Source organism: Rhodovulum viride, from assembly GCF_003265965.1.
In the GTDB taxonomy this organism is placed as follows: domain Bacteria; phylum Pseudomonadota; class Alphaproteobacteria; order Rhodobacterales; family Rhodobacteraceae; genus Rhodovulum; species Rhodovulum kholense.
Map to the genome: position 1 here is coordinate 21,264 of NZ_MUAV01000008.1, position 16,846 is coordinate 38,109.

At 66.2% G+C, this 16,846-nt stretch carries 18 protein-coding genes; 10 read left to right on the forward strand and 8 right to left on the reverse strand.

The features are described 5' to 3' along the window. Positions 1-29: 29 nt before the first annotated feature. The 6 genes from BYZ73_RS08470 to BYZ73_RS08495 form a co-directional block, all read right to left on the reverse strand. Positions 30-1,394: a DUF1217 domain-containing protein gene (locus BYZ73_RS08470; protein ID WP_108027530.1), complete on the reverse strand. Its 1,365-nt coding sequence runs from the start codon at positions 1,392-1,394 to the stop codon at positions 30-32. After that, entirely contained in the window at positions 1,391-1,801 is a 411-nt protein-coding gene (gene flbT / locus BYZ73_RS08475) for a flagellar biosynthesis repressor FlbT (RefSeq protein WP_108027531.1), read from the reverse strand. Before flbT ends, BYZ73_RS08470 begins: the two co-directional genes overlap by 4 nt. Continuing rightward, complete coding sequence (flaF, locus tag BYZ73_RS08480; RefSeq protein ID WP_075787473.1) at positions 1,798-2,178, reverse strand: flagellar biosynthesis regulator FlaF; 381 nt, start codon at positions 2,176-2,178, stop codon at positions 1,798-1,800. Before flaF ends, flbT begins: the two co-directional genes overlap by 4 nt. 80 nt (positions 2,179-2,258) lie before the next feature. Next, positions 2,259-3,461: a flagellin gene (locus tag BYZ73_RS08485; RefSeq protein WP_112315634.1), complete on the reverse strand. Its 1,203-nt coding sequence runs from the start codon at positions 3,459-3,461 to the stop codon at positions 2,259-2,261. 209 nt (positions 3,462-3,670) lie between these two features. Next, entirely contained in the window at positions 3,671-4,009 is a 339-nt protein-coding gene (locus BYZ73_RS08490) for a hypothetical protein (protein ID WP_108027534.1), read from the reverse strand. Next, positions 3,996-4,304 carry a rod-binding protein gene (locus BYZ73_RS08495; protein WP_108027535.1) on the reverse strand — a complete coding sequence of 103 codons (309 nt, stop codon included), beginning with the start codon at positions 4,302-4,304 and terminating at the stop codon, positions 3,996-3,998. Before BYZ73_RS08495 ends, BYZ73_RS08490 begins: the two co-directional genes overlap by 14 nt. Before the next feature lie 116 nt (positions 4,305-4,420). Between BYZ73_RS08495 and BYZ73_RS08500 the strand changes: the two genes are divergently transcribed. Beyond that, positions 4,421-6,148, forward strand: a complete 1,728-nt coding sequence (locus BYZ73_RS08500; protein ID WP_146746275.1) for a flagellar hook-length control protein FliK — start codon at positions 4,421-4,423, stop codon at positions 6,146-6,148. A 12-nt stretch (positions 6,149-6,160) separates the two neighbouring features. Continuing rightward, positions 6,161-6,826 (forward strand): flagellar hook capping FlgD N-terminal domain-containing protein, encoded by a 666-nt coding sequence (locus BYZ73_RS08505; protein WP_112315636.1) that lies wholly within the window; start codon positions 6,161-6,163, stop codon positions 6,824-6,826. Between the two features lie 39 nt (positions 6,827-6,865). Here BYZ73_RS08505 and ubiB read toward each other — a convergent pair whose 3' ends face one another. Next, positions 6,866-8,398: a 2-polyprenylphenol 6-hydroxylase gene (gene ubiB, locus BYZ73_RS08510; protein WP_112315637.1), complete on the reverse strand. Its 1,533-nt coding sequence runs from the start codon at positions 8,396-8,398 to the stop codon at positions 6,866-6,868. Further along, positions 8,399-9,151, reverse strand: a complete 753-nt coding sequence (gene ubiE, locus BYZ73_RS08515) for a bifunctional demethylmenaquinone methyltransferase/2-methoxy-6-polyprenyl-1,4-benzoquinol methylase UbiE (RefSeq protein WP_108027539.1) — start codon at positions 9,149-9,151, stop codon at positions 8,399-8,401. It lies immediately after the preceding gene. Positions 9,152-9,236: 85 nt separating this feature from the next. On the opposite strand from ubiE, the gene mutM reads away from it, so the two are divergent. The 8 genes from mutM (at position 9,237) to BYZ73_RS08555 (ending at position 16,810) form a co-directional block, all read left to right on the forward strand. Beyond that, the gene (mutM, locus tag BYZ73_RS08520) at positions 9,237-10,088 is read left to right on the forward strand and encodes a bifunctional DNA-formamidopyrimidine glycosylase/DNA-(apurinic or apyrimidinic site) lyase (protein WP_108027540.1); all 852 of its coding nucleotides are present in this window, start codon (positions 9,237-9,239) and stop codon (positions 10,086-10,088) included. A gap of 62 nt (positions 10,089-10,150) precedes the next feature. Continuing rightward, on the forward strand, positions 10,151-10,927 hold the full coding sequence (locus BYZ73_RS08525) for an enoyl-CoA hydratase (protein ID WP_108027541.1): 777 nt from the start codon (positions 10,151-10,153) through the stop codon (positions 10,925-10,927). A gap of 182 nt (positions 10,928-11,109) precedes the next feature. After that, positions 11,110-11,376, forward strand: a complete 267-nt coding sequence (gene rpsT / locus BYZ73_RS08530; RefSeq protein WP_112315638.1) for a 30S ribosomal protein S20 — start codon at positions 11,110-11,112, stop codon at positions 11,374-11,376. Between the two features lie 589 nt (positions 11,377-11,965). Beyond that, positions 11,966-13,321: a chromosomal replication initiator protein DnaA gene (gene dnaA / locus BYZ73_RS08535; RefSeq protein ID WP_112315639.1), complete on the forward strand. Its 1,356-nt coding sequence runs from the start codon at positions 11,966-11,968 to the stop codon at positions 13,319-13,321. A 123-nt stretch (positions 13,322-13,444) separates the two neighbouring features. Then, positions 13,445-14,563 (forward strand): DNA polymerase III subunit beta, encoded by a 1,119-nt coding sequence (gene dnaN / locus BYZ73_RS08540; protein WP_112315640.1) that lies wholly within the window; start codon positions 13,445-13,447, stop codon positions 14,561-14,563. A gap of 80 nt (positions 14,564-14,643) precedes the next feature. After that, positions 14,644-15,756 (forward strand): DNA replication/repair protein RecF, encoded by a 1,113-nt coding sequence (gene recF, locus BYZ73_RS08545; RefSeq protein WP_112315641.1) that lies wholly within the window; start codon positions 14,644-14,646, stop codon positions 15,754-15,756. Next, positions 15,753-16,193, forward strand: coding sequence for a VOC family protein (locus BYZ73_RS08550; protein WP_112315642.1), 441 nt, complete (start codon positions 15,753-15,755; stop codon positions 16,191-16,193). The genes recF and BYZ73_RS08550 overlap by 4 nt, the downstream gene beginning before the upstream one ends. Beyond that, positions 16,190-16,810 (forward strand): LysE family translocator, encoded by a 621-nt coding sequence (locus BYZ73_RS08555; RefSeq protein WP_112315643.1) that lies wholly within the window; start codon positions 16,190-16,192, stop codon positions 16,808-16,810. Before BYZ73_RS08550 ends, BYZ73_RS08555 begins: the two co-directional genes overlap by 4 nt. Positions 16,811-16,846: the final 36 nt, after the last annotated feature.

Below are 16,846 nucleotides of genomic sequence, written 5' to 3' on the forward strand. Positions count from 1 at the left end.
GATCCCGCCCCGGAAATTGGAGTACGCAATCAGCCGCCCAGAAGCCTCAGCGCGATCTGCCCTGAACTGAACCCGGCACCGGTATCGGCGTCGGACCTGATCATGTACATCTTGATCAGCTTCTCGCGCATCTCGTCGCCCGAGAATTGCGAGACACTGGTATCGCCGAACATCGCCTTGGCCTTGGCCTTGTAGACATCGAGCTGCCGGTCAAGATCGAGCGAAGCGAAGGAGTTGGGCAGGCCGAAAGCCGTATCGAAGACCGACCGCATCGGCCCTGACCCCATGATCGAGAACCACTTGGCGTCCTCCGATATGTCGTCGGCGGCAAGCGTGACGAGTTCCCGGTCGATATTGAGCGCCAGGCGCATGCCCTCGTCCTGTTCGCCAACCGCGAGCTCGAAGCTGCGGGTCAGAAAGGCCGCAGTGATCATTTCGGTATCGAAGACTTCCTGCGCCTCGACGGCCTCGCCCCGCTTGAAACTGCCGAACCCGTCCTCAAGCGCAGGCCCCGAGATCGGATAGCCCGACCCTTCGGTGACAACGAAGTAGGCCGTCTCACGATCGACGGGCGGGGCATCCACATCTTCAACCGCGTCCGCTTCTTCGGCCCCAAGCACGGCAAGGGCTTCTTCAGCCTTTTCATCGGAGAAATTGGTCAGGATGAGACGACCGAGCAGAAGGCCCTGCCCACCCCCTTCGAAGTGGCCATAGACCTCGCCCTTGTCATTCACAGTGACGGTCTCGACAAAGTCAGGAATGGTGATACCAGAGAAGGCCGTTTCTTCCTCGTCGGTATCGGTGTCGGTCTCCTCACCGGTTTCGGTCTCAGCGGCTGCGACAGGCAACAGGCCGACGTCGCGGGAGGAGGCGACAGTGTAGCCCTCGGCGGTGACGATCCGGCCGTCTGCGTCGCGCTGCAGGCTGGCATTTCGGGTATAGGCGACTTCGCCGGAAGGCGTCATGACCGCGAGATATCCCGCGCCCTCGATCTTCAGGCTCAAATCATTGGCAAAGTCCTTCTCGGTCGCCACAGCGGAAGCATCCGCAGAGACGAAGCTGAAGGCCTTCGCGAAATTGTAGTAGCTCTTGTCGGACAGCTTGTTGGCCAGTGACTTATCATCGTCGATGCCCTCGGTCAGGACCTTCTTGATGAAGTACCTGTTGCCGATGTCATCCTGCAGCCCAAAAGCCCCAAGCGCCACCTTAAGCAGCCGATAGTCTGACACCAGATCGTCCGCCGACGTCACCTTGCCGATGTTCTTGGCAAAGTAGTCGAGTTCCTTCTGTGTCGTCTGGCTCTTGTTGAAAGCTTCCTGCTGGCGCTCCATCGTGCGTTCGAGGAAGCGCCAGCCGGCATAACCCGTCAGAGGGAGAACCGGCTGGAAACTCATTGGTCCCGAAGCCCCGCAAGAAGACGCTCTTCGCGCGGAAGAAGGCCGCGCAATGCCTTGAGCGCCTGGTAGTACTGATCCTGCAGGACAGCATCGGTGGCCGCGGCAAGCTGCGCCCTACTGTCCGGATCGGTCAACGCCTGGCTCAGTTGTTCGATCCCGCGCATAAGTTGCGGGCGCGCCTCGGTCGGGGTCGAGTCGCCCGAAAGCACGAGTTGGGCCACGTAGCACACCCGGCGGACCGGCGTGTTGACCTCTTCGGGATGGATCGCGTCGCGCAGACGCAGGATGTTGGCGTTCGGGGTCTTGATCGACAGCCGGGTGCGCCGGTCGCCGTTCTCGATCACCGCGCCGTTCACCAGCACGCGTTCTTTGGGACCGAGTTTAAGGACGAGACCGCCACTCATGACACACGCTCCCGTTCGGCGAGTCCGCGCATGATGGCCGTGTTGATCTCGATCAGCGCCGTCGGCTTGGCACGGCCGGCAAGCACCTCATCGGTGTGACGATCGGTGAATTCGTAAAGGTAGAAGATGCGGGCCCTGAGATCGGCGGGCAGCGCATTGTCCTTGTCGGCGACGTCGATCGCCAAGGTCCGCCAAAGCTTGCGGTTCCTGTGCAGGGCGGCGGCAAGGGCGGGAAAGGCGCGCCGTCCGGCGTCTTGAGCCTGCTTGATCTGCGAGGTGATCCTGACGAAGGCAGCGTATTCGGTGGCGCGGGGACTGCGGGTCTTGTTCTGGTTCGGGGCGGAATAGGCCGATTGAGCCATCTGGAGTGCGTTCACGTTCTGTCCTTCCATTCCTATCGTAGCTTTCAGCTCTCAGGCGGAGAAGGCCGGGGCACTTTGGCCCCGGCCTGCCGTCCTTAACGGAAGAGCGACAGAAGGTTCTGCGGCGCCTGGTTGGCGATCGACAGAGCCTGGGTGCCCAGCTGCTGCTGCACCTGCAGCGCCTGGAGGCGGGCCGAAGCTTCCTCCATGTCGGCGTCGACGAGGGCGCCGATACCGGTTTTCAGGGCGTCGGTCAGGTTCGACAGGAAGTCCGACTGGGTTTCCAGACGGGATTCCGCCGCACCGAAGGCCGCGGCAGCGTCGATCGAGGCGTTGATCATCGTCTCGATATCGGCCAGCGCGGTCCCGCCGGTGATGCTGAAGCCGTTCAGGCCGGCCAGGGCGCCAGCGCCGTCGGCGCGCACGCGAACCGTCATGTTGATGTCGTCGGCACCTTGGTTGTCGACAACCAATTCACCGGCGGCGTTCACCGGGTCGTAAAGTGCGGTGACACCGGTGATGCCGGCCGCGTTGATCAGATCGCGCAGGTTCGACAGCGCGATCTCGTTCGCATCGTTGCCAGCAGCCACGTCATCGGCGGTCACGGTGTAGCTGAAATTCTGATCGCCCAGCGTCACTGTGATGGTTTCGTCCTGGGCCACGGCCGACAGGCCGAAGGACTCCCCGGCACCGGAGGCGATGGACACGGCACCGTCGTTGTTGTTGCCAACGACGACGAGGTTCGTACCGGAAGTGGTACCGGCGGCCAGCTGGCCGGCGGCGGTCGCGGCGGCCGCGGTGTTCAGGTTCTGGGCATCGATCGTGATCGTGTTCGCGGTCACACTGCTGCCGGAGCGGTCGATCGAGCCGACCACCGAAGTGCCGGTACCCGAGTTGATCAGGTTGACGCCGTTGAATTGCGCGGCGCCGATCGTGGATTCGACCAGGCTGATCAGTTCGTCGGTTTCGTTCTGCAGCTTGGTGGTGCTGGCGGTCGCGTCGCGGGACGCGATGACCTTGGTCTTGATGTCCTTCAGCAGGTCGGTGATGGTTTCGGTCGCGGTCCGCGCCACGCCGACCATCGCCTGGCCGGTCGCGAGGCTATCCGAGACGGCGTCGAAGCCCGCCACGTCGCTTTCCATGACCTTCGAGATGGCCCAGACGGCCGAGTTGTCCTTGGCCGAGCCGACGGACTTGCCGGTGGAGATTTCCGACTGGGTTTTTTCGAGGTTGGAGTTGATGCCGCGGAGGGTCTGGAGCGCGACCATCGCGCTGGAGTTCGTCAGAATGCTGGACATGGGTATGGTCCTTCCAAGTACAAGGCGCTTTGCGCCCAAGGGGTTAAGCCGCGGATAAGCGGCAATTGAAGGCGTTCTGACCCATACGGCTGCGGAGTTTCCCCGTGCCGTGCCACCCGTCTCAGGGCGCGCCCCGAACCTTTCAGTCCGGGGTTAAGGGACGACTAACTGGGGAAGGTTGTAATCGTCGGATTTGGCTAAAATAGGGCTCAGGCGCGGCGCGTGAGCGCCGAAGGCGTGGCACCGATACGGGTGCGCTCGCCGCGCTGCGTATAGGTATCCAGCGCCGCCGCCGGTTCGCGCAGCCGCTTCAGCGAAGCACGGGCCGAGTCCAGCCCCTTTTCGACCGCCGCCAGCAGGCGATCGTTACGCCGCGCCTTGCTGCGCAGCCTGTCCAGCGCGTCGCGGTCGGCCTCGGAAGGCATCTGCAACCGGGCGACCAGTTGCTCCTTCTCGTCGGTCAATGCGCGCAGGGCCGTGAAGTCGCTCTGCCGGAGCGCCTGGTACTCGCGCTCGAGAAGGTCGGCGATCGTGTCAATCGAGGTCATCCATCCGCTCCTTGAGTGATTCGAAGATGCTTTCGGCAAGGCCGATACCTCCCGCGCGCGCCATTTCCGTGGCCTGAGCGTCGCGGAGGAAAGAGTTGAACTGGGATTCGCCGATGCCGCCACTGAACGCACCGCTGGACAATTCGCCGGAAAGATCGCCCAGACCGGCCGATTCGAGCATCTCGGACAGGAACTGGGCCTCGAGCTTCTCGGCCGCGGCACGGAGTTGGGCCAGACGGGTTTCGCGATCGGTGGCGCCGCTCGCACCGGGAGGAGGAAGGGCGGAAGGCAGCATGGCGGAACTCCTAAACTGCGAGTCGTTTTTTCCGTTATTGGAGGATTCCGGTAAAGGACCGGTAACCGATCCCGGTCCAATCTGCGGCCAACTCCGACAGAAGTCTGGCGATACGCATGCAGGTTCCTTTCCCTTTCGACACGCTCGGCCCCTCCGGGCCTTCCCGATTCGACACCCCGGGCCCCTCCCGGCCTTCCGACATGGAGGGTGCGGATTTCCGGTCGGTCTTCGACGAGTCGACGCCCCCGGACCGGACCGAGGCGCCCGCCCGGGCCCCGGCGAGGGACAAGGCGTCGGATGCTGCCGCGCGACGCGACGGCCCGACCTCGGCCGCCGAGGACACCGCTTCAGCCAAGACTGACCCGCAAGAGACCGCCGAAGCCCCCGAAGCCAGGATCACGGGCAAAGAAGCGCCGAAATCCGAAGCGGAGACAGACACCGACAGCGACGGCCCGGCTGCGTCCGAGATCACGTCCAAGGATGAATCGCTGGATCCTGCAGTCGCTGTCCCCTTGGCCGCGCCACCGCCGGCGGCCTCCACGGCGGTCGCCGCGGCGACCGCCCCCGGGGCCGAGCCGGCCGCGATCGGAGCCGTCGGGGCGACGCGCGCTGCCGCGGCCGAAACCGTCCTTCCCTCCGAGCCTGCAGGACCGGCGCCTGCGACGGTTCCCCCGCCGGGTGGCGCCGTTTCGGTAAACGAGCCCTCCACGCCAGCCTCGCCCCTGCCCCGGGCGGCAACAGAGGCCACGACAGCACCCGCCGTGCCGGAAGATGTCGCCCCGGGCGGCAAAGACCCGAAGGTCGGCGAGACCGCCGCCAACGAGGCCGCCGCACAATCGGCGGCCAGGGCAACCGGCAGGCCGCAGCCGACCCCGGCCGACCAGAACACACCGCCGGTCGCGGCTGAAGGCGTCCGACCTGAAACGGGTTCGGCGGCCGCGTCGCAAATCGAAAGCCCGAAATCCGAGCTTCGGACGGGCAAAGGAACCGAGAGCGCATCGGCCTCTTCCCCCGAGCCCCTTCAGGCGAAAGCAACGCCAGCGCCGCAGCAGCCCCAGGCTGCCGCCGATCCCGCCACCCAGACGGCCCGCGACACCTTGCAGGGGCAGGCTGCGGCAGCTGCGGTTCAGACCAGTGCGGCCTCGGCCTCCGACGGCAGATCCGGCGGGCGTGGCGACCATCGAGGCCGCGACTCGCTCCGACAGGAGGCCGCTGCCCCCGCCACGGGACAGCAGACGGCCACCGCTCCGATCACGCAGTCACAGCCGGATGGCGCGGCCGCGACGCTATCGGCGGGCGCGGGCTCCGATGGGTCGGCGGGTGCCGACGGCGCCCGCGCCGATCACACCGCTGCAACCGAGGCCGGCTTTTCGGATCGCGCCGGGTCCGACCCGGCGCGGACTTCCGAAGCCGCACGCTCTGCCTCCACCCCTCCCCAACTGGCCGATGCACCGCGCACGGCGATGCGCCAGATGGCCGAATCGCTTCACCGCGCGGCTGACGGATCGGTCCATCTGACACTCAGCCCGGAAGAGCTTGGCCGTGTGCGGCTGACCCTGACCCCGGGCGATCATGGCATCACCGTCAGCATTCTCGCCGATCGTGGCGATACGCTCGACCTGATGCGGCGCCATGGCGACATGCTGACCAGCGCGATGCGGGATCTCGGCTATGGCGAGGTCGTCCTCGATTTCGCCGGGCAGCAGCGCGGCTCTCAGGGGCAGGCGCGCGGCTTTGCCGCCGCAGGGCTCACTCCGGGCGACGACGGGGCCGACACCGGCCCCCTTGCCACGAACAGTACCTCTGCCCGCACGTCGGGCGGCGGTCTAGATCTTCGTCTTTGAAGGAAATTTTCCATGGTTGACAGCGTCTCCTCCGCCGCCAGCGCCGCCACGAACTCGTCCTCCGCCTCGACCAGCGGCAACTCGAAGACGATGATCAGCAGCGACTTCGAAACCTTCCTGCGCATGCTGACCACGCAACTCGAGAATCAGGACCCCCTGAACCCGATGGAATCGTCGGATTATGCGCTGCAGATCGCGACCTTTTCGGGGGTCGAACAGCAGGTGCAGACCAACGAATTGCTCAAGGCCCTCTCGGCCAATCTGGGCGGCGGCGGCCTGTCCCAATACGGATCCTGGGTCGGAATGGAAGGCCAGGCCGCTGTTCCCGCGAACTATGACGGAGTGACGCCCGTCACGGTTTTCCCGGAGATCGACAAGGACGCTTCGACTGCCACGCTTGTGGTGCGCGATGACACCGGCGCCATCGTGCAGTCCGAGCCCATCCCCCCCGACACCAAGACCATACTCTGGTCCGGCGGCGAGGACCACGAGGCAGGGCTCTACGATTTCATCGTGGAAAGCTATGCCGAGGATGGCAGCAAACTTTCGGAGGCCCAGGCCCGGATCTATGCCCAGATTGCGGAAGTCCGCACCGACGAGGGTGAGATCAGCATCGTCTTCGACAGCGGCACCATCGTCAAGGCATCGGAGGTTTCGGCACTGCGCGATCCGGTCTGATCGTCGCGAAGGCGGCCCTCACGGGCCGCCTGACGGGTTTCAGGACAGCAGCAGGGCCAATCCGGCGCCGATCCAGGTCAGCGCGGCGCCGGCGCCCATCCATAGCAGTGGCTGCAGCCAGGGACGCAACGGCCGCACGGGCTCGGACTGCGACTGGCGGATCAGCGCGGCTTCGGCCAGTTCCGGCAGCCGAGGCCCGAAACGGGACAGCACCCGAACGGTGCGGCTGAGATCGCGAACCACCGCCTTCGGCCCGATATTTTCCTTGATGTATTCCTCGACGATCGGCCGCGCGACTTCCCAGATGTTGATCGACGGGTTGAGCGAACGCGCCACGCCCTCGACCACGACCATGGTCCGCTGCAGCAGAATCAGTTCAGTCCGAGTCGCCATGCCGAACCGCTCGGTCACTTCGAAGAGATAGGCCAGAAGCTTCGCCATCGAGATGTGGGTCGCGTCCATGCCGAAAATCGGCTCGCCGACCGACCGCAGCGCCTGGGCGAATTCGTCGATCTCGCGGTCGGCAGGGACGTAGCCCGCCTCGAAATGCACCTCGGCCACCCGGCGGTAATCGCGGCGGATGAACCCGTACAGGATCTCGGCATAGACCCGGCGCGTATATTCGTCGATCCGGCCCATGATGCCGAAATCGAAGCACTGGATGTCGCCGTTCGCACCGACCTTCATGTTGCCCTGGTGCATGTCGGCATGGAAATAGCCGTCGCGCAGCGCATGGCGCAGGAACATCGACAGCACCCGCTCGCCGATGGCGCGGCGGTCGTGCCCGGCGGCATCCAGCGCGGCGTTGTCGCCGATCGGCACGCCCTCGCACCAGGCCATGGTCATGACCCGCTTCGAGGACAGAGGCCAGATCACCCGCGGCACGGTGAAGCCCGCATCGTTTTCGGTATTGGCGAGGAACTCGGCCGCCTGGGCGGTCTCGATCCGCAGGTCCAGCTCACCCGTCACCACCCCGTCGAAATGGGCGATCACATCGGTCGGACGCAGCCGACGCGAGAACGGCGCCAGCAGTTCGATGGTCGAGGCGGCGAAATAGAAAGCGTCGATATCCTTGCGGAAATTCCGTTCCACCCCGGGCCGCAGCACCTTGACCGCCACCAGCTCGCCGGTCCGGGCGACGCGCGCGCGATGGACCTGGGCAATCGAGGCCGCGGCGATCGGCTCGGAGAATTCCGAGAACAGCTCGTCGGCGGGCTGGCCCAGCTCCTGGGCGACGGTTTCCTTGGCAATTTCGGTCGGGAAGGGCGGCAGCTTGTCCTGCAGAACCCGCAGCTGCACCGCCAGCTCGTCGCCCACCACATCGGGCCGGGTCGAGAGGATCTGGCCGAACTTGATATAGGCCGGCCCCAGCGCAGTGATCGCCCGGGTCGCGGGCGGCAAAGCCGGATCGCCCTTCTCACCCAGCACCTTGAACGGCCAGCCCATAACCCGCGCCGCAGCGCGGACGCTGGCGGGCGCGCCCAGTTGCTCCAGCACGAAGCGGTTCGCGCCGGTGCGTTCCATGGTGGCCAGTGTCTGCACCAGCCGCCAGATATTGTGAGGCCCGCGCACCTAGATCTTCCAGCCCGAATGCAGTGCCGCGATGCCCATCGACAGGTTGCGATACTTCACCTGCTCGAACCCGGCGGTGCGGATCATCCCGGCGAAGGTTTCCTGATCGGGGAACTTGCGGATCGATTCCACCAGATACTGATAGCTGTCGCGGTCATTGACCACGAACTGGCCCAGCGGCGGGATCACGTTGAAGGAATAGCGGTCATAGGCCCATTGCAGCAGCGGGTTCGGCATCTGGCTGAATTCAAGGATCATCATCCGCCCGCCGGGTTTCAGCACCCGGTAGGCCTCGTTCAGAGCGTCCTGAATACGGGTGATGTTCCGGGTACCGAAGGAATTGGTGAAGACATCGAAGCTGTTATCGGCGAAGGGCAGCGCCATGCCGTCGCCCACCACCCAGTCGAGACTGGCAGCAAGGTTGTCGGCCTCGGCGCGCTTGCGGCCCTCGACCAGCATCGATTCCGTCATGTCGCAGACCACCGCCGTCGCGCCGGGCGCGCGGCCAAGAAAGCGGAAGGCGATGTCGCCGGTGCCGCCCGCCACGTCCAGCAGACGCTGATGCGGCTGCGGCGCGAGCCAGTCCATCATCGCGTCCTTCCAGACCCGGTGGATGCCGCCCGACATCAGGTCGTTCATCAGGTCGTAGCGCGAGGCAACGCGGGTGAAGACCCCGTGCACAAGGCCTGCCTTCTCTTCCTCGGCGACGGTCTGGAACCCGAAATGGGTGGTTTTCTGGGCACTCTCGGTCATGGGGCCTTGCCGTTCATTTGTCCGGCCCTTCTTATAGGGCGCTCTGCGGGGACTACAATCCGTTCCGCCATGAAGTGAAGGTCCGATGCCGGAATTGCCAGAGGTAGAGACAGTGCGTCGCGGCCTGGCCCCCGTGCTGGAAGGTCGCACCATCTTCGCCGCGCGCCTCAACCGCCCCGACCTGCGCTGGCCCCTGCCCGAGCGCATGGCCGAGCGGCTGACAGGGGCGCGGGTGCTGCGGCTCGGGCGGCGGTCCAAATACCTTCTGGCCGAGCTTTCGACCGGCGAGACTCTGATCGTGCATCTGGGCATGTCGGGCCGGATCCTGGTGTCGGGCGTCGCGCTGGGCCATTTCGTCCATGACCATCCGGCGCCGCAAAAGCACGACCATGTGGTGTTCGAGATCGAGGGCGGCGCGCGGATCACCTTTAACGACCCCCGCCGCTTCGGCGCCATGGACCTGACCGCCACCGACGCGCTGGACCGTCACCGGCTGCTGGCGGGCCTCGGCCCCGAACCGCTGGGCAACGGCTTTCACGAGCTTTACCTGACCGGGCGGCTCGGCGGGCGGCAGACCCCTATCAAGGCCGCGCTGCTCGATCAGCGCGTGGTCGCGGGGCTTGGCAATATCTATGTCTGCGAGGCGCTGCACCGGGCCGGGATCTCGCCCTTGCGCCAGGCGGGCCGGATTGCCGCAGCCCGGCTGGCAACTCTGGTTCCGGCGATCCGGACGGTGCTGACGGAGGCCATCGAGGCCGGCGGGTCGAGCCTTCGGGACTATCGTCAGGCCGATGGCGAACTGGGCTACTTCCAGCACAATTTCCGCGTCTATGGACGCGAGGGCAAGCCCTGCCCCACCCCCGGATGCCCCGGCACCATTCGCCGAGTCGTCCAGTCGGGGCGGTCGACATTCTACTGTCCGCAATGCCAAAGATAGCTTGATCGCAGGCCCGAGACTGTTAAGGACTCGGGCTCGAACCGAACGGAGGCCGACAGTCCATGGCTTACAAGACGCTGATCGTCGAGATCGAGGACCACGTAGCGCTGGTCCGCCTGAACCGGCCCGAGGCGCTGAACGCGCTGAACGGCGAGCTGATGGGCGAGCTGGCCGACGCGGTAAGCGAGGCCAATGCCAATGAAAAGGTCCGCTGCATCGTCCTGACCGGGTCCGAGAAGGCCTTCGCCGCCGGTGCCGACGTCCGGGAGATGAGCGAGAAGAGCTTCGTCGACGTCTTCGCGGGCGACCTCTTCACCCCCGAGACGGAACGCCTGCTGGCCTGCCGCAAGCCGATCATCGCGGCCGTGGCGGGCTATGCGCTGGGCGGCGGCTGCGAACTGGCGATGATGTGCGACTTCATCATTGCCGCGGACACCGCGAAATTCGGCCAGCCGGAAATCAATCTCGGCGTCGTTGCCGGGATCGGCGGCACCCAGCGCCTGACCCGCGCCGTCGGCAAGTCGAAGGCGATGGACATGCACCTCACGGGCCGCTTCATGGATGCCGAGGAGGCCGAGCGCGCGGGGCTCGTCAGCCGCGTCGTGCCCGCCAAGAAGCTGATCGAAGAGGCGATGGCGGCGGCCCAGAAGATTGCCGAGAAATCGGCGCTGACCACGATGGCGGTCAAGGAATGCGTCAACCGCAGCTTCGAGACCACCCTGCGCGAAGGGCTGCTGTTCGAGCGGCGGATGTTCCACATGATGTTCGCGACCGAAGACCGGGCCGAGGGCATGCAGGCCTTCGTCGAAAAGCGCGAGCCCCAGTTCCGCGACAAGTGACGCGCCGCCCCGGGGCTGCGCATTTTCCGGTTTCCTTTTGCGGCAAGCTCGACTATAAGCCGCGCCTTACATGCGCGTGAGGCCCGCTTTGGCCGGAATCAGCCGGTGGCATCAAAACCCGGCCGGGGACTCGTTGCGCGAGAGATTTTGACCACGAGACCCGGAAAAGGGAAAAGGACCACATGGCCAATTCGCCCCAAGCCAAGAAGCGCGCCCGTCAGAACGAGCGCCGCTATGCCGTGAACAAGGCGCGCCGCTCGCGCATCCGCACCTACCTGCGGAAGGTCGAAGAGGCGATCGCCTCGGGCGATCAGGAGGCCGCTGCGGTCGCCCTTCGCCAGGCCCAGCCCGAGCTGATGCGCGGCGTCACGAAGGGCGTCGTTCACAAGAACACGGCGGCTCGGAAAATGTCGCGGCTGGCCTCGCGGGTGAAGGCGCTGAACGCCTGATCCGGGGCTGATTCCATCATAAAAACAAGGGCTCCGAAGGGCGCGGCCGCAAGGCTGCGCCCTTCGTCATTTGGGCCCCCTCCCCGGCCCTTATGGGCCTGCGGCAACACGCTCCGGATTCGTTCCGCGCATGCTCGCCGTCAAGGCCGAAGTTCTGTTGCACCCCTCACGACGCCCGGTCTACCGTCTTTGGGCGATTCACATCGACTTGGGGGGGCATGACGCGGAAAGACCCGCGCCACGATCTGCTTTTTTATCCGGCCAGAGCCGGCGGGAGAGACGATCGAGGGGGGCTTGCCGGACAGGGCGTATATTCAGGGGATGCGCTCTGACCGAACGCTGCTGCGAGCCTGACGGAGCCTGGCTCTGTCCGTAGGGTTTTGTGTCATGTCCAAAGGACCGTGATAGGCAAAGCGACTTGGGGACACCCGGGCGCCGCGATGGCGGAGTCCGGCAAGGGAAGTGTCGCTTTTGCCGAAAGGGTCTTCTCCCGTTTCGATGCGCACCGGGGTTCCGACGGCCGCTCCATGACGGAGCGTCTCTCGGGCTGTCCGGTTTTGCGGGATCGGCTAAGAGCGGGCAAGAGAAGATGACAGACGACACCTGGGGACGCATTCGAGATGATCTGGAGAAATCGATCGGCAAGAACAACTTCGTAACCTGGATCGCTCCTTTGGAATTCCGCGCCCTCGAAGACGGGGTGGCGCGGTTCGGTGTGCCCACCAGCTTTGTCGGCGACTGGGTCAATCGCAACTTCGGCGACAAGATCCTCGAACATCTCACCCGCAGCGGTGTCGATGTGGACCGGCTGGAATTCGCGGTCGCGGCCCAGAAACCGGCAGAGCCCGCGCCTGCGGCGCAACCGCGCCGCGCCGCCGCGGCCGAGCCGCGCGACGAGGGCGACATGCCCGGCGCGCCGCTCGACTCGCGCTTCACCTTCGACAGCTTCGTCACCGGCAAGCCGAACGAACTGGCCCATGCCGCCGCGCGCCGCGTGGCCGAGGGCGGCCCGGTCGCGTTCAACCCGCTCTTCCTGTACGGTGGCGTGGGCCTCGGCAAGACCCACCTGATGCATGCCATCGCCTGGGATCTGCTGCAGAGGGCACCGGAAAAGAAGGTGGTCTACCTGTCGGCCGAACAGTTCATGTACCGCTTCGTGCAGGCGCTGCGCGAACGCGACATGATGGGCTTCAAGTCGCTGTTCCGCTCGGTCGACGTGCTGATGGTCGATGACGTCCAGTTCATCGCCGGCAAGGACAGCACCCAGGAAGAGTTCTTCCACACCTTCAACGCGCTGGTCGATCAGAACAAGCAGATCGTTATTTCGGCCGACCGCGCGCCGGGCGAGATCAAGGATCTGGAAGACCGGATCCGCAGCCGCCTGCAATGCGGGCTGGTCGTGGACCTGCACCCGACCGACTACGAACTGCGCCTCGGCATCCTGCAGCAGAAGGTCGAGCTGTACCGGATGCAGTATCCGGGTCTGGTCATCGCGGGCGGCGTGCTGGAATTCCTCGCCCACCGGATCACCACCAACGTCCGTGTGCTGGAAGGCGCCCTGACCCGGCTCTTTGCCTTCGCTTCGCTGGTCGGCAAGGAGATCACGCTGGATCTTGCCCAGGACTGTCTGGCCGACATCCTGCGCGCCTCGGACCGCAAGGTCACCATCGAGGAGATCCAGCGCAAGGTCAGCGAGCATTACAACATGCGGCTCAGCGACATGGTCGGCCCCAAGCGGCACCGCACCATCGCCCGTCCGCGCCAGATCGCGATGTACCTGTCCAAGCAGCTGACCCAGCGCAGCCTGCCCGAAATCGGGCGCCGCTTCGGCGGGCGCGACCACACCACGGTCATGCATGCGGTCAAGCGGATCGAGGAGTTGCGCGGAAAGGACAGCCAGATCGAAGAGGATCTGGAGCTTTTGCGCCGCATGCTGGAGGCCTGATCGGCCCCGGCCCAGGGGGCCCCTTGACGCCCTTGTGAAAGTCTCGGACAGTCCAACAAAACGCTTGAGCGGGGGGGCGAAACCGTTAGGGTTCGCCTCCCGGGCGCAAGAGGAGCGAGGGGCATGAAATTCAGCATCGAACGCGGCACACTTCTCAAGGCGGTGGGCCAGGCGCAATCGGTGGTCGAGCGGCGCAACACCATTCCGATCCTCGCCAACGTCCTGATCGAAGCCGAGGGGGCAAGCGTCAGCTTCCGCGCCACCGATCTCGATATCGAGGTCGTGGACAAGGCCCCGGCGACGGTCGAACGCGCGGGCGCGACCACCGTGCCAGCCGTCACGCTGCACGAAATCGTCCGCAAGCTGCCCGACGGCGCGCTGGTCGAGTTGTCGGATGACGGCGCCTCGGGGCGGCTGACGGTCAATGCCGGCAAGTCGCATTTCAATCTGGCGACGCTGCCGCGCGAAGATTTCCCGGTGATGGCCTCGTCGGAATACAGTTCGAACTTTACCGCCAAGGCCCCCGTGCTGCGGCGGCTGTTCGACAAGTCGAAATTCGCGATCTCGACCGAAGAGACGCGCTATTATCTGAACGGCGTCTACATGCATGTGGCGACCGGCGAGGACGGACAGGCGCTACGCTGCGTCGCGACCGACGGCCACAGGCTGGCACGGATCGACGCGGCCCTGCCCGACGGGGCCGAGACCATGCCCGGCGTGATCGTGCCGCGCAAGACCGTGGGCGAGTTGCGCAAGCTGCTGGACGATGACGACATCGACATCGCGGTCTCGGTCAGCGAAACCAAGGTGCGCTTCGCCACGCCCGAGATCACCCTGACCTCGAAGGTCATCGACGGCACCTTCCCGGATTATTCGCGGGTGATCCCGATGAACAATGCCCGGCGGCTCGAGGTCGACGCGGCCGAATTCGCCCAGGCGGTCGACCGGGTGGCGACGGTCAGTTCCGAACGCTCGCGCGCGGTCAAGCTGGCGCTGGAAGAAGACCGGCTGACGCTGTCGGTCACCTCGCCCGACAGCGGCGCCGCCGAGGAAGAACTGGCCGTGGCCTATGGCGACGAACGGCTCGAGATCGGGTTCAACGCGAAATACCTGCTGGAAATTGCCGGTCAGGTCGATCGCGAGAATGCCGTCTTCCTGTTCAACTCGTCCGGCGATCCGACCCTGATGCGCGAGGGTGACGATGCCTCGGCGGTCTATGTCGTGATGCCGATGCGGGTCTGAGACCCGGTGAGCGATGCGGGGCCCGGCGGACGCCGGGCGGCCTGCGGCGCGGGTATTTTCGCCAAGAAGAAGGGCCAGCCGTGCCCGGGCTCTCGCTGACAGAGCTGACCCTTTCGCAGTTCCGCTCGCATGAGCGGGCGCGACTTGCGCTTGACGGGCGGCCGGTCGCCGTCTTCGGCGCGAACGGGGCGGGCAAGACCAACCTTCTGGAAGCGGTATCGCTGATGTCGCCCGGCCGGGGCCTGCGCCGGGCCGGGGCCGAGGATCTGGCACGGGCACCGGGACAGCTGGGCTGGAAGGTCGGGGCGGTGCTGGCCGGACCTGTTTCGATCCACGAGATCGAGACCTGGGCCGAACCGGGCGGCACGCGACAGGTGCGGCTCGACGGCAAGGCGGCGGCGCAGGTGGCCTTGGCACGCATCGCGCGGGTCTTGTGGCTGGTGCCGTCGATGGATCGGCTCTGGATCGAGGGGGCCGAGGGGCGGCGGCGGTTTCTGGACCGGATCGCGCTGAGTTTCGAACCTGGCCATGCCGAGGCGGCGCTTGCCTATGAAAAGGCGATGCGCGAACGCAACCGCCTGCTGAAGGACGAGGTGCGCGACCCCCACTGGTTCGGCGCGCTCGAAGCGCAGATGGCCGACGCCGGGGCCGTGCTGGGTGCAAACCGGCGGGCGGCGCTGGCCCGGCTCGACGCCGCGCAGGCCGAGGCCGAAACCGCCTTTCCCGCCGCGGCGCTGGCACTGGCGGGTCCCGAAGGCGCCGACCCAGAAGACCCCGAAGCCCTGGCCGGGGCGCTGGCCGCGGGTCGGGGCCGCGACATGGCGGCGGGGCGGACGCTGGCCGGGCCGCACCGCGCCGATCTCGAGGCGATCTTCACCGCCAAGGGGGTCGCGGCGCGGCACTGTTCGACAGGCGAGCAGAAAGCGTTGCTGATCGCCCTGATCCTTGCCAATGCGCGGGCGCTGGCGCAGGATTTCGGGGCGCCGCCGCTCTTGTTGTTGGACGAGGTGGCGGCGCATCTGGATGCCGGTCGGCGGGCCGCACTTTTCGACGAAATCTGCGCCCTGGGGGCTCAGGCCTGGATGACCGGCACCGGGGCCGACCTGTTTTCCGAACTGGGAGACCGGGCGCAGTATCTTGAGGTGGCCGAAACCGGCGGCACCAGCCGGATCGACAGGAGGGACAGCCCGTGACCCCGCAGCGCATCACCCTGATCACGCTGGGCGTGGACGATCTTGACCGCGCCCGCGCGTTCTACGAGGCGCTCGGATGGCGGCCCGCCGAGGCCGAAGCGGGGATCGTGGTCTTTCAGCTCGACGGGATGGCGCTGGGGCTCTTCGGGCGGGCGGCGCTGGCTGCCGATCAGCGGCGCCCCGAGGCGGAGCTGGGCACCGGGGCGATGACGCTGGCGCAGAACTTTCCCGACCGCGCCGGGGTCAATGCTGCCTGGGAGGCCGCGCTTTCGGCCGGGGCCCGGCCGATGAAACCGCCCCAGGAAGTCTTCTGGGGCGGCTATTCGGGCTATTTCGCCGACCCCGACGGGCATGTCTGGGAGCTGGCGCACAACCCGTTCTGGCCGCTCGATGCCAAGGGGCGGCTGACCGTGCCTCCTTCCCCGCCCGCATCATGACCGCCAGCGCCGCCGACCTGGCGCTTTACGCGGGCGCGGTGCTGATCCTTTTCCTGACGCCGGGGCCGGTCTGGCTGGCGCTGACCGCGCGGGCGCTGTCGGGCGGTTTCGCCGCCGCCTGGCCGCTGGCGGCGGGCGTGATGGTGGGCGACGCACTTTGGCCGCCGCTTGCCATCTTCGGGCTGGGCTGGGCGGTGTCAGCCTTCGGAGGGTTACTGGCGATCCTGCGGCTTCTGGCCTCGGCACTGTTCCTGACCATGGGGCTCATGCTGATCCTTCAGGCCGGGCGCGGCATCGCCGCCGACAGCCGCCTGACCCGGCCCGGCCGGATCGCGGGCTTTCTGGCGGGGATGGCCGCGATCCTCGGCAATCCGAAGGCGATCCTGTTCTACATGGGCGTGCTGCCGGGTTTCTTCGATATCGACCGCCTGCGGGGCCCCGACATTGCCGCCATCGTGGCGATCTCGGTGCTGGTGCCGTTTCTCGGAAACCTGACGCTTGCGCTTTTCATCGACCGCGCGCGGCGGCTACTGGAAGAGCCCCGGACGCTGCGGCGGGTCAACCGGATCGCGGGCGGCATGCTGATCGCGGTGGGGCTGGTCATTCCCTTCGCCTGATACCAAATATTGTGGCTCTTGCGTGACAATCCCACC

What these genes read in the sequence shown, in the direction of transcription:
- BYZ73_RS08470 (WP_108027530.1), bottom strand. Translation starts at nt 1,394, where the DNA reads ATGAGTTTCCAGCCGGTTCTCCCTCTGACGGGTTATGCCGGCTGGCGC.
- flbT (WP_108027531.1), bottom strand. Translation starts at nt 1,801, where the DNA reads ATGAGTGGCGGTCTCGTCCTTAAACTCGGTCCCAAAGAACGCGTGCTG.
- BYZ73_RS08485 (WP_112315634.1), bottom strand. Translation starts at nt 3,461, where the DNA reads ATGTCCAGCATTCTGACGAACTCCAGCGCGATGGTCGCGCTCCAGACC.
- BYZ73_RS08490 (WP_108027534.1), bottom strand. Translation starts at nt 4,009, where the DNA reads ATGACCTCGATTGACACGATCGCCGACCTTCTCGAGCGCGAGTACCAG.
- BYZ73_RS08495 (WP_108027535.1), bottom strand. Translation starts at nt 4,304, where the DNA reads ATGCTGCCTTCCGCCCTTCCTCCTCCCGGTGCGAGCGGCGCCACCGAT.
- BYZ73_RS08500 (WP_146746275.1), top strand. Translation starts at nt 4,421, where the DNA reads ATGCAGGTTCCTTTCCCTTTCGACACGCTCGGCCCCTCCGGGCCTTCC.
- BYZ73_RS08505 (WP_112315636.1), top strand. Translation starts at nt 6,161, where the DNA reads ATGGTTGACAGCGTCTCCTCCGCCGCCAGCGCCGCCACGAACTCGTCC.
- ubiE (WP_108027539.1), bottom strand. Translation starts at nt 9,151, where the DNA reads ATGACCGAGAGTGCCCAGAAAACCACCCATTTCGGGTTCCAGACCGTC.
- mutM (WP_108027540.1), top strand. Translation starts at nt 9,237, where the DNA reads ATGCCGGAATTGCCAGAGGTAGAGACAGTGCGTCGCGGCCTGGCCCCC.
- BYZ73_RS08525 (WP_108027541.1), top strand. Translation starts at nt 10,151, where the DNA reads ATGGCTTACAAGACGCTGATCGTCGAGATCGAGGACCACGTAGCGCTG.
- rpsT (WP_112315638.1), top strand. Translation starts at nt 11,110, where the DNA reads ATGGCCAATTCGCCCCAAGCCAAGAAGCGCGCCCGTCAGAACGAGCGC.
- dnaA (WP_112315639.1), top strand. Translation starts at nt 11,966, where the DNA reads ATGACAGACGACACCTGGGGACGCATTCGAGATGATCTGGAGAAATCG.
- dnaN (WP_112315640.1), top strand. Translation starts at nt 13,445, where the DNA reads ATGAAATTCAGCATCGAACGCGGCACACTTCTCAAGGCGGTGGGCCAG.
- BYZ73_RS08555 (WP_112315643.1), top strand. Translation starts at nt 16,190, where the DNA reads ATGACCGCCAGCGCCGCCGACCTGGCGCTTTACGCGGGCGCGGTGCTG.